The sequence below is a fragment of the Actinophytocola algeriensis genome, from assembly GCF_014203735.1.
In the GTDB taxonomy this organism is placed as follows: domain Bacteria; phylum Actinomycetota; class Actinomycetes; order Mycobacteriales; family Pseudonocardiaceae; genus Actinophytocola; species Actinophytocola algeriensis.
This window is the reverse complement of the sequence record NZ_JACHJQ010000010.1, coordinates 42,185-57,968: the sequence shown is the minus strand read 5'-3', so window position 1 is coordinate 57,968 and position 15,784 is coordinate 42,185. Positions and strand designations below refer to the sequence as shown.

Genomic DNA, 15,784 nt, shown 5'->3' with positions numbered 1-15,784 from the left:
ATGGGGAACTGCCACATGACGAGCACCGAGAACAGGCTGCGTGACTACCTCAAGACGGTCACCGCCGACCTGCGCCAGACGCGTCAGCGGCTGCGCGCGGCGCAGGCGAGGGAACGGGAACCGATCGCCATCGTCGGCATGGCCTGCCGCTACCCCGGCGGGATCGCCTCGCCGGAGGACCTGTGGCAGGTGGTCGCCGACGGCCGCGACGTCATCGGCCCGCTGCCCGGCGACCGCGGCTGGGACCTCAGCGGGCTCTACCACCCCGACCCCGACCACCCCGGCACCGCGTACGTCCGCGAAGGCGGCTTCCTCCGCGACGCCCCCGGTTTCGACGCCGGGTTCTTCGGCATCTCCCCGCGCGAGGCACTCGCCATGGACCCGCAGCAGCGGCAGCTGCTGGAGGTGTCGTGGGAGGCGCTCGAACGCGCCGGGCTCGACCCGCACATGTTGCGCGGCACCGAGACCGGGGTGTTCGCCGGTGCCATCCAGCTCACCTACGGCGCCGGGGTCGCCGTGCCGCCGGAGGTCGAGGGACACCTCGCCACCGGCACCACCGCCAGCGTGATCTCCGGCCGCATCGCCTACGTGCTCGGGTTGCGCGGTCCGGCACTCACCGTCGACACGGCGTGCTCGTCGTCGCTGGTGTCACTGCACCTCGCCGCGCACGCGCTGCGGGCGGGGGAGTGCTCGCTCGCGCTCGCGGGCGGTGTCACCGTGCTGCCCGATCCGGGTGTGTTCGTCGAGTTCGCTCGGCAACGCGCGTTGTCGCCCGACGGTCGCTGCAAGGCGTTCGCGGCCGCCGCCGACGGCGTCGGCTGGGGCGAGGGTGTCGGCGTGCTCGTCCTGGAGCGGCTCTCCGACGCGCGCCGCAACGGACACCGGGTACTCGCGGTCGTGCGTGGTTCCGCCGTGAACTCCGACGGCGCCAGCAGCGGGCTCACCGCCCCGAACGGCCCGTCGCAGCAACGCGTCATCCAGGCGGCGCTGGAGAACGCGCGCCTGTCCCCGGACCTCGTCGACGTGGTCGACGGACACGGCACCGGCACCACCCTCGGCGACCCGATCGAGGCCGACGCGCTCCTCGCGGCCTACGGCCAGGACCGCGAACGTCCACTGCTGCTGGGGTCGGTGAAGTCCAACATCGGGCACACCCAGGCCGCGGCGGGCGTGGCAGGCGTGATCAAGATGGTGATGGCGATGCGGCACGGCGTGCTGCCCGCCAGCCTGCACGTCGACGCCCCGACCCCGCACGTGGACTGGGCCGCGGGCGCGGTGTCGCTGCTGACCGAGCAGGTCGCGTGGCCCGCGGGCGAGAGTCCGCGCCGCGCGGGGGTGTCGTCGTTCGGGATCAGCGGCACCAACGCGCACGTGATCCTCGAAGAGGCGCCCGCCGACGGGACCGGGCCGGAGGACGGCGACGCACCCGGCGTGGTGCCGTGGGTCCTGTCCGCACGCACCCCGGAAGCACTGCAGTCCACCATGGACAGTTTGTCGTCCACTGTGGACCTGTTGCGGCCGGTGGACGTCGGGTATTCGCTCGCCACCACGCGGAGCGCGTTCGAGCACCGGGCCGTGTTGCTGGCCGGTGTCGGTGACCCGGTTGAGGTGGCGCGGGGGCAGGTCGGGGGTGGTCGGGTCGCGTTCGTGTTCTCTGGGCAGGGTGGGCAGACCGTGACGATGGGTCGGGAGTTGTATGCGCGGTTTCCGGTGTTCGCGTCGGTGTTCGATGCGGTGGTCGCGGAGTTGGGTGTTCCTGTTTGGGATGAGGTTGATTCGAGGGGTACGGGGTGGGCGCAGCCTGCGTTGTTCGCTGTTGAGGTGGCGTTGTTCCGGTTGTTGGAGTCGTGGGGTGTGCGGCCGGATTATGTGGTGGGTCATTCGGTGGGTGAGCTGGCTGCGGCGCATGTTTCTGGGGTGTTGTCTCTCGAAGATGCGTGCGCGGTGGTGTCGGTTCGTGCGCGTCTGATGGGTGCGTTGCCGGCTGGTGGCGCGATGGTGGCGGTCCGCGCCACCGAGGACGAGGTAACCCCGTTGCTGACCGGGGATGTCGCGGTCGCCGCCGTGAACGCGCCCGACGCCGTCGTGCTGTCCGGGCCGGAGAGCCAGGTCGCCGCGGTCGCGGCCGAACTGGCCGCACAGGGTCACACGACCACGACCCTGCCGGTGAGCCACGCGTTCCACTCCCCGCTGATGGACCCGATGCTCGTCGAGTTCGCCGCCGCCATCGCCGGGATCTCCTTCCACAGCGCCACGATCCCCGCCGTGTCCACCGCCACCGGCCGCCCGGTCGACGGCGAGTGGGCCACCACCGGGTACTGGGTCGCCCAGGTCCGGGACAGCGTCCGGTTCGCCGATGCCGTCACCGCACTCGCCGACGCCGGAGTCACCCGGTTCGTGGAGCTGGGCCCGGCCGGTGCGCTGTGCGCCGCGGTGTCCGGGACCGTCCCCGACGCCGTCGCGGTTCCGTTGCTGCGCAAGGGGTCCGAGGAGGAGTCGGCCGTCCGCGCACTCGCGGCGCTGCACGTCGCCGGAGTGGCCGTGGACTGGCGTGCCTTCTACACGGGCACCGGTGCCCGCATCGTCGACCTGCCCACGTACCCGTTCGAGCACGAGCAGTTCTGGCTCACCGGCCGCCCCGCCGGTGACGCGGCCGGGTTCGGTCTCGACGCCGCGGGCCACCCGCTGCTCGGCGGGGTCGTCACCATGGCCGACGCCACGGGTGTCCTGCTCACCGGACGGCTGTCGGTCGCGACGCACCCGTGGCTCGCCGACCACGTCGTCGCGGGCCGGGTCCTCGTGCCCGGCACGGCGTTCCTCGAACTGGCCGTGCGCGCCGGGGACGAGGCCGGCGCGAACCGCGTCGACGAGCTGACCCTCGCGGCGCCCCTGGAACTCCCCGCCGACGGCGCCACGCAGGTGCAGGTCGCGGTGACCCCCGGGACCGACGACTGGACCGTCACCATCCACGCCCGGCCGACGCCCGACGAGCCGTGGACCCAACACGCGACCGGACTCCTGTCCACCGCGGCGACCCCGCGTGCCGACCGGCAGGCCCCGTGGCCGCCCGAGGGCGCGGAACCCGTGGACCTGACCGGGTTCTACGACACGTTCGCCGACCGCGGCCTGGAGTACGGACCCGCCTTCCGCGGCGTGCGGGCCGTCTGGCGGCGCGGCGCCGAGGTGTTCGCCGAGGTCGCGCTGCCCGACCACGTGTCCGCGGAGCGTTTCGGACTGCACCCGGCGCTGCTCGACGCCGCCGTCCAGTCACCCGCCGCCGTGGACCCGGCCGCGGGACGGCTCCCGTTCTGCTGGCGCGGCGTCACCCTCCACGCGACCGGCGCCACCCAGCTGCGCGTGCACGTAGCCCCGGCCGGCCCCGACTCGGTGTCCGTCGTGGCCACCGACCCGGCAGGCACGCCGATCGCCACGGTCGACGGCCTCGACCTGCGCGCGCTACCGACCCCCGGCCCCGGCCGCGACGCGCTGTTCACCCTCGACTGGGTCCCGGTCCGCCCCGGCGCGGCTGTGGAGTCCGTGCACGTCCTTGGCCCCGACCCGCTCAACCTCGCGGAGTCCCTACGCGCGCAGGGCGTTCGCCTGGACACGGACGGCCAAGCGGTCGCCATGTTCGCGTCCGGCGACGAGGAACCACCGGTAGAGGTCCACCGCCTCACCGCCGCCGCCCTGGACCTGATCCAACGCTGGCTCGAGGCGCCAGGCGACGCGACGCTCACCATCGTGACCCACGGCGCGACCAACGGCCACGACCTCGCCGCGGCGGCCGTCTGGGGACTCGTCCGCACCGCGCAGACCGAACACCCCGGCCGCTTCGCGCTCGTCGACATCGCCGCCGAGCCCGGCGTTCTCGCTGCCGCGGATCCCAGCGTGCTCGGTGCCGCGGACTCCAGCGTGCTCGGCACCGCGGACCGCAGCGTTCTCGCCGCTGCCGAGTCCGGCGCGCTCGCCGCCGAATCCAGCGCCCTCGTCGCCGAACCCAGCGCTCTGGCCGCCGCGCTGGCGACCGACGAACCGCAGCTCGTCGTGCGCGGCGACGAGGTCCACGCCGCCCGCCTGGCGCGCGCCGCGCCCGCGGCCCCCCCGGCGTGGGACCCGGACGGCACCGTCCTGATCACCGGCGGCACCGGCGGCCTCGGCCGTGTGCTCGCCCGCCACCTGGTGACCGAACACGGCGTCCGGCACCTCCTCCTCACCTCCCGCCGCGGCCCCGACACCCCCGGGATCGCCGAGCTGGTAGCGGACCTGGACGCGGACGTACGGGTCGTCGCCTGCGACGTCGCCGACGCCGCCCAGGTAACCGCACTCCTCGCCGACATCGAGCCCCCGCTGACCGCGGTGATCCACGCCGCCGGCACGCTGGCCGACGGCGTCGTCGAGGCCCTCACCCCGGACCGCCTCGCGATCCCGCTGCGCGCCAAGGCCGACGGCGCCTGGCACCTGCACCAGGCCACCCGCGACCTGCCACTCGCCGCGTTCGTGTTGTTCTCCTCGTTCGCGGGCACGTTCGGCGGGCCAGGCCAGGGCAACTACGCCGCGGCCAACGCATTCCTCGACGGCCTCGCCACCCACCGCGCCGCACAGGGCCTCCCCGCCACCGCACTCGCCTGGGGTGCGTGGGCCACCGAGACCGGCATGGCCGCCGCCCGCACGGGCCACACCGGCGTGCCCGCACTGTCCACCGAGACTGGTATGGCCGCCGCCCGCACCCGAGCGGGCCACACCAGCCTCCCCCCACTGTCCACCCAGGACGGCCTGCGCCTGTTCGACGCCGCCGTCGCTGGCAGCCGGCCCGTCCTCGTCCCGGTCCGCATCGACCTGGCCGAACTTCGGTCCCTCGGCACCCCGCCGCCACTCCTGCGGGGCCTCATCCGGACCCCAGCCCGGCGCACCACCGGCGCGCTCGCCGGGCTGGCGGGCCGGTCCGAGGCCGAACGCGTCCGGATCGTCGGCGACCTCGTGCGGTCCGCGGTCGCCACCACGCTCGGGCACGCCACCGCCGCGTCCGTCGACCTCAGTCGCAACTTCCAGGACATCGGGTTCGACTCGCTCACCGCGGTGGAGCTGCGCAACCGCCTCACCGCCGCCACCGGGGTGCGGCTGCCCGCGACGCTGGTGTTCGACCACCCGACCGCCGCCGCCCTGACCAGCTACCTGCTCACCGAGCTGGGCCCGGAGGAGACGCCGAGGAGCGAGCGGGTCACCGCGACCGACGAACCGATCGCGATCGTCGGCATGAGCTGTCGCTACCCGGGCGGTGTGCGCAGCCCCGAGGACCTGTGGGACCTGGTCAGCGCGGGCACCGACGCCATCACCGGCTTCCCCACCGACCGCGGCTGGGACCTCGACGCGCTGTACCACCCGGACCCCGCGCACCAGGGCACCAGCTACACCCGGCACGGCGGCTTCCTGCACGACGCGGCCGAGTTCGACGCCGAGCTGTTCCGCATGAGCCCCCGCGAGGCCATGGCCACCGACGCGCAGCAGCGGCTGCTGCTCCAGAGCACGTGGGAGGCGCTCGAACGCGCGAAGATCGACCCGACCTCGTTGCGCGGCAGCAGGTCCGGCGTCTTCGTCGGTGTCATGTACAACGACTACGGCACGCTGCTCGACCCCGTCGGCTACGAGGGGTTCCGCGGCAACGGCAGCGCGCCCAGCATCGCGTCCGGCCGGGTCGCGTACGCGTTCGGCCTCGAAGGGCCGACCGTCACCGTCGACACCGCGTGCTCGTCGTCGCTGGTGTCGCTGCACCTGGCGGCGCAGGCGCTGCGGGCGGGGGAGTGCACGCTCGCGCTCGCAGGCGGCGTCACCGTCATGTCGTCGCCCGGGGTGTTCGTCGAGTTCTCCCGGCAGCGCGGCATGTCCCCGGACGGCCGCAGCCGCTCCTACGCCGACACCGCCGACGGTGTCGCGTGGGCGGAGGGCGTCGGTGTGCTGGTGCTGGAACGCCTGTCGGACGCGCGCCGCAACGGCCACGAGGTCCTCGCCGTCGTCCGCGGTTCCGCCATCAACTCCGACGGCGCGTCCAACGGGCTGACCGCACCCAGCGGCCCGTCACAGCAACGCGTGATCCGGCAGGCACTCGCGTCCGCCGGACTGTCCACAGCGGACGTCGACGTCGTGGAGGGTCACGGCACCGGCACCACGCTCGGCGACCCGATCGAGGCGCAGGCCCTGCTCGCGACGTACGGCCAGGAACGGGACACCCCGCTGCTTCTGGGGTCCATCAAATCGAACATCGGGCACACCCAGGCCGCGGCCGGGGTCGCGGGCGTGATCAAGATGGTGCAGGCCATGCGGCACGGCACCGTCCCGAAGACCATCCACGTCGACACCCCGTCCACCCACGTCGACTGGGACGCGGGCGCGGTCGACCTCGTCACCGAGGCCACGGGCTGGCCGGAGAAGAACAGGCCCAGGCGTGCCGCCGTGTCGTCGTTCGGTGTCAGCGGCACCAACGCCCACGTCGTCCTGGAGGCGCCACCCGCCCCGGTCCCGCCGCCCGAGCCACCGCACACCGTCGTGCCGTGGGTGCTGTCCGGGCAGACCGAGGACGCGCTGCGCGACCGGGCCCGCGCCCTCACCACCGTCGACGGTCACCCGGCCAACGTGGGCCTGTCGCTGGCCACCACCCGCGCTCACCTCGAACACCGCGCGGTGGTCATCGGCGACGACCCCCGCGCCGCCGTCCGCGCTCTGGCCGACGGGCAGCCCGCGAGCGCCGTCGTCACCGGCGTCGCGCGCGACCGGAACGTCGTGTTCGCGTTCCCCGGCCAGGGTTCCTACTGGACCGGGATGGGCGCCGACCTCCTTGACACCTCACCGGTCTTCGCCGCCTCGATCGACGCGTGCGCCGCCGCCCTCGCGCCCCACGTCGACTGGTCCCTCACCGACGTGCTGCGCGGTACGGAAAGCGCGCCGGGTCTGGACCGGCTCGACGTCGCGCAACCCGCGCTGTGGGCGGTCATGGTGTCGCTCGCCGAGGTGTGGCGCGCGCACGGCGTCCGGCCCGCCGCCGTCGTGGGTCACTCGCAGGGCGAGGTCGCCGCGGCCGTCGTCGCGGGGGCACTGTCCCTTGAGGACGGTGCCCGTGTCATGGCGGTCCGCAGCAAGGCCATCGCCGACGAGCTGTGCGGCCACGGCGGCATGGTGTCGCTGCCGGTTCCGGCCGCCGACGCGCACGCGCTGGTGCGCCCGTGGGGCGACCGGCTGTCCGTCGCCGCCGAGAACGGCCCGGCCGTCGTCGTGTCCGGCGACTACGGCGCGCTCGCCGAGCTGACCGATGCGTGCGCCCGAGACGGCCTCCACGCCAAGGAGGTCGCGGGCGACTTCCCGGCGCATTCGGCCCGGTTCGAGCGGGTCCGCGACCGCGTACTCGACGCCCTGACCGGCATCACCCCCCGCCCGGCCGACGTGCCGGTCATGTCGACCGTGACCGGCGACTGGCTCGATCGCGCCACCATGGACGGCACCTACTGGTACGCCAACATGCGTGACACCGTCCGTCTCGACACCGCCATCCGCGCGCTCGCCGCCCACGGCCACGACCTGTTCGTCGAGGTCAGCCCGCACCCCGTGCTCACCACCAGCGTCGCCGAGATCACCGGGGCGGTCACCGTCGGCACGGTCCGCCGCGACGACGGCGGCCGCACGCGCCTGCTCCGCTCCCTGGCCGAGGCCCACGTCGCTGGTGCGCCCGTCGACTGGACGCCGTGCTTCCCCGGCACGGCCACGGTCGCCCTGCCGACGTACCCGTTCGCCCGCACCCGCTACTGGCCGCCCGCCCGCCCCGCGACCACCCCCGGCATGACCTCGGCGCGCCATCCGGTGCTCACCGGGGCGATGGAGCTGGCCGACAGTGGCGACACCGTGCTCACCGGTCACCTGTCGCTCGCCACCCACCCGTGGCTCGCCGACCACGTCGTGTTCGACCGGATCCTGTTCCCCGGCGCCGGGTTCGTGGAACTGGCGCTGCGCGCGGGCGACGAGGTCGGCCGCACCGAACTGACCGAGCTGACGCTCGCCGCGCCGCTGGTCGTGCCCGACGAGGGCGTGCTGCGGCTGCAGGTGCTCGTCGAACCAGGCGACCGCGGGCGCGTGTCCATCCACTCCCGCGGCCGCGACGACGAACCGTGGACGCTGCACGCCGCCGGCGTGCTGACCGCACAGGAACCCCTGGCGGACAACGGGTTCGACGTGTCGGTGTGGCCACCAGCCGGTGCCACGCCCGTGCCGGTCGACGGCTGCTACGACGACTTCGCCCGGCACGGCTTCGACTACGGCCCCGCCTTCCGGCGGCTGCGCGCGGTCTGGCGGCGCGGCGACGAGGTCTACGCCGAACTGGACGGCGGCACCGACGAGACCGACCGGTTCGACCTCCACCCCGCCCTGCTCGACGCGACCCTGCACGCCTGCCTGCTCGACGGCACCGGGGCGGAAGGGCGGCTGCCGTTCTCGTGGGAGGGCGTGCGCCTGCACGCGACCGGCGCGACCGGCCTGCGGGTCCGGCTCGTGCTGTCCGGCACGGACGCGGTGTCCATCACGGCCGTCGACCCGGCCGGTGACCCGGTCGCCACGGTCGATGCGCTCCGGCTGCGGGCACTGGCTCCGACCGACCTCGCCACCACCAACCCGCTGTACACCGTCGACTGGGTCCCCGTCCCCGCGTCCACAGTGGACACCGAGGTCGGGCTGCTGGGGACCGACCTGACCGTCGACGGCAGGCCCGTGCCCACCGTCGACACGGTCGGCGGCGCACCCGTCGTGCTCGTCCCCATCACCGGCACCGGCGACCCCGTCGCGGCCACACACGACAACACCGCTCACGCACTCGCACTCGTCCAGGAGTGGCTCGCCACCAAGAGCGACACCCGCCTCGTGTTCGTCACCCGAGGCGCCGTCACCGACCCCGCCGCCGCGGCGGTGCACGGTCTCATCCGCTCGGCACAGGCCGAACACCCTGGCGCGTTCGGGCTGGTCGACCTCGACCCGGCACAGGACACCCTGCCGTCGTCGGCACTGGACCCGGCCGAACCACAGGTGCTGGTCCGCGACGGCCAGGTGTTCGCCGCCCGCCTCACCCGCGTCACCCCGTCCGCCGAACCGGCCGACTGGGACGGCACCGTGCTCGTCACCGGCGGCACCGGCGGGCTCGGCGCCGTCATCGCCCGCCACCTCGCCGACCGAGGGGCGCGCACCCTCGTCCTCGCGAGCCGGCGCGGCCCCGACGCACCCGGCGCCGCCGAACTCGTGGCCGACCTGGCGGCGCGCGGCGCCGACGCGACCGCGGTCGCCTGCGACCTCACCGACCGGGCCGCCGTGACCGCGCTCGTGGCGGGCCTCCCGGACCTGACCGCGGTGGTGCACTCGGCCGGAACCCTCGACGACGGCACGCTGCCCGCCCTCACCCTCGACCGGCTGGCAGCGGTGCTGCGCCCCAAGGTCGACGCGGCCTGGCACCTGCACGAGGCCACCGCCGACCGCGACCTGCGTGCGTTCGTGCTGTTCTCGTCCGCGGCGGGTGTCGTGGGCGCCGCCGGGCAGGCGAACTACGCGGCGGGCAACGCGTTCCTCGACGCGCTCGCCCACCACCGCCGCACCCACGGGCTGCCCGCCACCTCCCTGGCCTGGGGTGGCTGGGACCTCGGCACCGGGATGACCGCCGACGTCGCCGCCGCGCAACGCGACCGCATGGCCCGCCTCGGCATGCCCCTGCTGTCGGTCGCCGACGGCCTCGCCCTGTTCGACGCCGCCGTCGCCCACCACGCACCGTCGGTGCTGACCGCCCACCTCGACCTGCCCGCGATCCAGTCACACGGCGACCTCCCGCCCCTGTTCCGCGGTCTCGTCAGGACGACCGCACGCAGGAAGACCACCGACCTGTCCCGCCGCCTCACCGGGCTGTCCGGGACCGAACGCACCGCCGTGCTCGGTGACCTGGTGCGCACCGGCATCGCCGCGGTACTCGGCCACGACGACCCGGCCGCGGTCGACGAGCACCGCGCGTTCACCGACCTCGGGTTCGACTCGCTCACCGCCGTCGAACTGCGCAACCGGCTCGGCACGGTCACCGGACTCCGCCTGCCCGCCACCGTCGTGTTCGACCACCCGTCGGCCGCCGCGCTGACCGCCTACCTGGACGCCGAACTGTCCGGCGTGACCACCCCCGTGCCCGCAGCCGCCCCTGCGACCACCACCACCGAACCCATCGCGATCGTCGGCATGGCGTGCCGCTACCCGGGCGGTGTGCGCAGCCCCGAGGACCTGTGGCGCCTCGTCGCCGACGGCACCGACGCCATCACCCCGTTCCCCGGCGACCGCGGCTGGGACGTCGGCCGCCTCCACGACCCGGACCGCGCCGCGGCCGGCACCACCTACACCCGGCACGGCGGCTTCCTCCACGACGCCGCCGACTTCGACGCCGAGTTCTTCGGCATGAGCCCGCGCGAGGCCCTCGCCACCGACGCCCAGCAGCGGCTGCTGCTCGAGACGTCGTGGGACGCACTCGAACGGGCCGGTGTCGACCCGGTGTCGTTGCGCGGCAGCCGGACCGGCGTGTTCGCGGGTGTCATGTACTCCGACTACGCGAGCCTGCTGACCGACCCCGGGTTCGAGGGGTTCCGCGGCAACGGCAGCTCCCCGAGCGTCGTGTCCGGCCGGATCGCCTACGTGCTCGGGTTCCAGGGGCCCGCGGTCAGCGTCGACACCGCGTGCTCGTCGTCGCTGGTGTCACTGCACCTGGCGGCGCAGGCGCTGCGGGCGGGGGAGTGCACGCTCGCGCTCGCCGGCGGTGTCACGGTGATGGCGACCCCGCACTCGTTCATCGAGTTCGCCCGCCAGGGCGGTCTCGCGCCCGACGGCCGCTGCAAGGCCTACGGCGACGCCGCGGACGGTGTCGGCTGGTCGGAGGGCGTCGGGGTGCTGGTGCTGGAACGCCTGTCCGACGCGGAACGCGACGGGCACCGCGTGCTGGCGGTCGTCCGCGGGTCGGCGGTGAACTCCGACGGCGCGTCCAACGGGCTGACCGCCCCGAACGGTCCGTCCCAGGAGCGCGTGATCCGGCAGGCACTCGCGTCCGCCGGGTTGTCGGTGTCCGATGTGGACGTCGTCGAGGGACACGGCACGGGTACCACATTGGGCGACCCGATCGAGGCGCAGGCTCTTCTCGCGACCTATGGGCAGGACCGGGACACCCCGTTGTTGCTGGGGTCGATCAAGTCGAACATCGGGCACACCCAGGCCGCGGCCGGGGTCGCGGGTGTGATCAAGATGGTGCAGGCGATGCGGCACGGCACCGTGCCGAAGACCCTGCACGCCGACCACCCGTCGTCCCATGTGGACTGGGAAGCGGGCGCGGTCGAACTGGCCGCGGCGCCCGCCGACTGGCCTGCCGCCGACCGGCCCCGCCGCGCGGCGGTGTCGTCGTTCGGGATCAGCGGCACCAACGCGCACGTCATCCTCGAGCAATCCACGCCCCGGCCCACCCCGGCCGCGGGGTCCGGGGAGCTCCTGCCGTGGGTGTTGTCCGCCCGCACCGCACAGGCACTGCGGGCCCAGGCGGCGAACCTGCTCGCCCACGTCCGGACCGCTGACGCGGCGCCCGCCGCCGTGGCCCGCGCGCTCGCCACCACCCGGTCCGCGTTCCGGCACCGCGCCGCGGTCCTGGCCGCCACCACCGAGGACGCGGTCCGTGCGCTCGGCGCCCTCGCCCACGGCGACCCCGACCCCGCCGTCGTCACCGCCGAACCGGCGGGCGGGACGCTCGCGGTCCTGTTCTCCGGCCAGGGTTCCCAGCGCCTCGGCATGGGCAGGCGGCTGCACGACCGGTTCCCCGCGTTCGGGGCCGCGTTCGACGCGGTGACCGCCGAACTGGACCGGCACCTCGACCGCCCGCTCCGCGACGTCATGTGGGGCGACGACGCCGACCTGCTGAACAGCACCGGCTGGACCCAGCCGGCGCTGTTCGCGTTCGAGGTCGCCCTGTACCGGCTCGTCGAGTCGTGGGGCGTCGTCCCGGACCACGTGGCGGGCCACTCCATCGGCGAGCTGGTCGCCGCGCACGTGTCCGGTGCGCTGTCCCTGCCCGACGCGTGCCTGCTCGTGGCCACCCGCGCCCGGCTCATGGCCGCGTTGCCCGCCGGGGCGATGGTCGCGGTCCGCGCCGACGAGGCCGACGTGCGGCCACTGCTCACCGACCGCGTGTCCGTCGCCGCCGTCAACGCGCCCGGCTCGGTGGTGCTCGCGGGCGACGAGGAGGCCGTCACCGCACTGACCGCCCGCCTCACCGCCGACGGCCACGAGACCAAGCGGCTCGCCGTCAGCCACGCCTTCCACTCACCGGTCGTCGACCCGGTGCTCGCCGACCTCGCCGCCACCGCGGCCACGCTGACCCCCGCCGCACCCCGCATCCCGCTGGTGTCCAACGGCGACGTCCGCACGCCCGGCGAGTTGGCGGGCGCCGGCTACTGGTCCGCGCACGCCCGGGACGCTGTCCGCTTCGCCGACACCGTGCTGGCGCTCCGGGCCGAGGGCACAGGCGTGTTCCTCGAGCTGGGCCCGGACGGCGTGCTCACCCCGATGGTCCGCGACACCCTCGACACCGACCTCGAGCCACTGGTCGTGCCCGCGCAACGCACCGGCCGCGACGAGGTGTCCGCCGTGCTCACCGCGCTCGCCACCCTGCACTGCGCTGGCCGCGCCGTCGACTGGCCCGCCTTCTTCCCCGGCACCGGGGAGACCGACCTGCCGACGTACGCGTTCCAGCGCACCCGCTACTGGCCGTCGTCGTCGTTCACCCGCGCGGGCGATGTGGGCGCCGCGGGCCTCACCGGCGCGGACCACCCGCTGCTCGGCGCGGTCGCCGAACTGCCGGACGGTGCCGCGCTGTGCACCGGCAGGCTGTCACTCGGCACGCACCCGTGGCTTGCCGACCACGCCGTGCTCGGCCGGGTCCTGGTGCCCGGCACGGCGTTCGTCGAGCTGGCGACGTGGGCGGGGGAGCGCACCGGCTGTGCCGGGCTCGCGGAGCTGACGCTGTCCGCACCACTGCTGCTGACCGAGCGCGACGCCGTGCACCTGCACGTCCTCGTCGGCGCACCCGACCACGACGGCCACCGCACCGTGACCGTCCACTCGCGACCGGAAGGCGGCGGCCCGTGGACGCCGCACGCCACGGGCACACTCACCCCCGAGGTCGCCACACCGGGCTTCACCGCGGCGTCGTGGCCCCCGCCCGACGCGGAGGCCGTGCCGTTGGACGGGTGCTACGAGGGCCTCGCCGCGGCCGGGTTCTCCTACGGTCCCGCGTTCCAGGGCCTGCGGGCGGTGTGGCGGCGCGAGGGGGAGGTGTTCGCGGAACTGGCGCTGCCGGAGTCCACTGACGCGGGACGTTACGGCCTCCACCCGGCGCTGCTGGACTCGGCACTGCACGCGGTCATGGTCGCCACCGAGACCCGAGGCGACATCGTGAAGATCCCGTTCTCGTGGACGGGCGTGTCCCGGTACACCGCGGGGGCGACACGGCTGCGGGTGCGGTTGCGGGAAGCGGACGACACCCTGTCCATCGACGTCGCCGACACGGACTGCAACCCGGTCGCGACCGTCGAGGCACTGCACACGAGGTCCGTGGCGGCCGACGACCTGGGCGGCAACGTCGCCCACGACTCGCTGTTCACCGTGGACTGGGTCCCGGTCCGCCCCGACCCCGCCGCCACACCCACGTCCGTCGCGGTCCTAGGCCCCGACGTCCTGGGTCTGGCGGAGCTCCTGGCCGGAGTGACCATTGTCGACGAGGCACCGCTGGTGCTGGTCCCGGTTACGTCCGGCGACCTGCCCGCCGCGGTACACGACCGCCTGGCGGACACCCTGGCCGTGGTACGGCAGTGGCTGACCGACGACCGTGACGGCAGGCTCGTGTTCGTGACCCGCGGCGCCACCACCGGCGACCTCGTCGGTGCGGCCGTGTGGGGCCTGGTCCGCTCCGCACAACGCGAACACCCCGGCCGGTTCGCCCTCGTCGATCTTGACGACGACCACCCGGCCCTGCTCCCGGCACTCGCTTCCGACGAACCCCAACTGGTACTCCGCGACGGTGCGGTGTTGGCCGCCCGCCTGGCCCGCCACGACCCCGAGGGCGAACCGATGTGGGACGCCGACGGCACGGTCGTGATCACCGGCGGCACCGGCGGCTTGGGCAGCGTGCTGGCCCGGCACCTGGTGGCACGCCACGACGTCCGGCACCTGCTGTTGCTGAGCCGCGGCGGCCCCACCGCACCCGGCGTGGACACCCTGCTGGCAGACCTGGGCGAGACAACGAGCGTGGTCGCCTGCGACGTGGCCGACCGCGAGGAGCTGGCGAAGGCACTCGCCACGGTGCACCCGGACCACCCGATCCGCGCGGTGATCCACACCGCGGGCGTCCTGGACGACGGGACGGTGGAAACACTGACCCCCGACCGCATGAGCACCACGCTGAGGCCCAAGGCCGACGCGGCATGGCACCTGCACGAACTGACGAAGGACATGGACCTGACCGCGTTCGTCCTGTTCTCGTCGGTCGCGGGTGTCCTTGGCGCGGCAGGCCAGGCGAACTACGCGGCCGCGAACACCTTCGTGGACGCACTCGCGGTACACCGCAGAGCACAGGGCCTCCCCGCGGTGTCCCTGGCATGGGGCCCCTGGGCACTACCGGGCATGACCGAAACCCTGACCGACAAGGACCGGGAACGCATGCGCCGGGCGGGCACCCGGCCCCTGTCCGAACAGGACGGCACCACCCTCTTCGACGCGGCCATCCACAGCGAGGCCCCGGTCGTGGTCCCGGTCCACCTGGACCTGCCGACCCTCCGCACCCACGCGGAAGTTCCGCCCCTGTTCCGGACCCTGGTCCCACCCGCACCGAACCGCCCGGCCACCGACACCTTCCTGGACGAGTGGGCCACGCTCCCCGCCACCCGCCGCCGGGCAGCCGTGGAGAAACTGATCCGCACCGAAGCGGCACGTGTCCTGTACACAGACCCAGCACACATCTCGCCGGAAACCCGTTTCCAGGACCTGGGCTTCGACTCCCTGACCGCGGTAGAACTCCGCAACCGCCTGGCCACGACGACAGCCCTGCGCCTGCCGGCCTCCCTCCTGTTCGACCACCCCACCCCCCAGGAGCTGACGGACCACCTGCTCCCGCGGCTGACCCCAGAAGAACCGGGGGGCGCGGCGTTGTTGGCGGAACTCGACCGCCTGCGCACAACGCTGACCGATCACACCGTCGACGCGCACCTGCGCCACCAGATCACCGGCCGCCTGGAAGTCCTCCTGGCAACCTTGACCGCCACGAACACCCCCACCGAGGACGTGGACCTGACCACGGCCTCGGACGAGGAGATGTTCACACTCCTGGACCAGGAACTCTCCTGACGTACGAGGAGCGCCGCACGAACGGATCAGTTCAGACAAAGACAGAACGGATGCCCTGCCGGGTTCAGGAACCCGGTAGGACGTACCGGGCTGGTCCGGATGTTTGGTCGCCCCGAGTTCGATCACCGCCGCCTCAGCGGCCATCGAGGTCGTCGACAACCATGTCGAGGTGCATCTGCTGGGGCCGCTCCTGGGTCGGCCACCGGCTCGCTGACGGTTGGCAGGGAGGCGATGATCGACTCGCTGGGCGACGTTGGGTTCGGGTCGCTGATGTGGGTGACAGGGCACCTTCTTCGTTCAGGGGCAGATCCAGTTCGGGCTCCGCACCGCGCTGGCGACGTATCACGCTCGAGCG

Annotated in this window: 1 protein-coding gene; it reads left to right on the top strand. The window is 74.0% G+C overall.

Annotated elements, in window-relative coordinates; all coding sequences use genetic code 11:
* The first annotated feature begins 15 nt into the window (after positions 1–15).
* Complete coding sequence (locus FHR82_RS38290) at positions 16–15,429, top strand: type I polyketide synthase (RefSeq protein ID WP_221464824.1); 15,414 nt, start codon at positions 16–18, stop codon at positions 15,427–15,429.
* Positions 15,430–15,784: the final 355 nt, after the last annotated feature.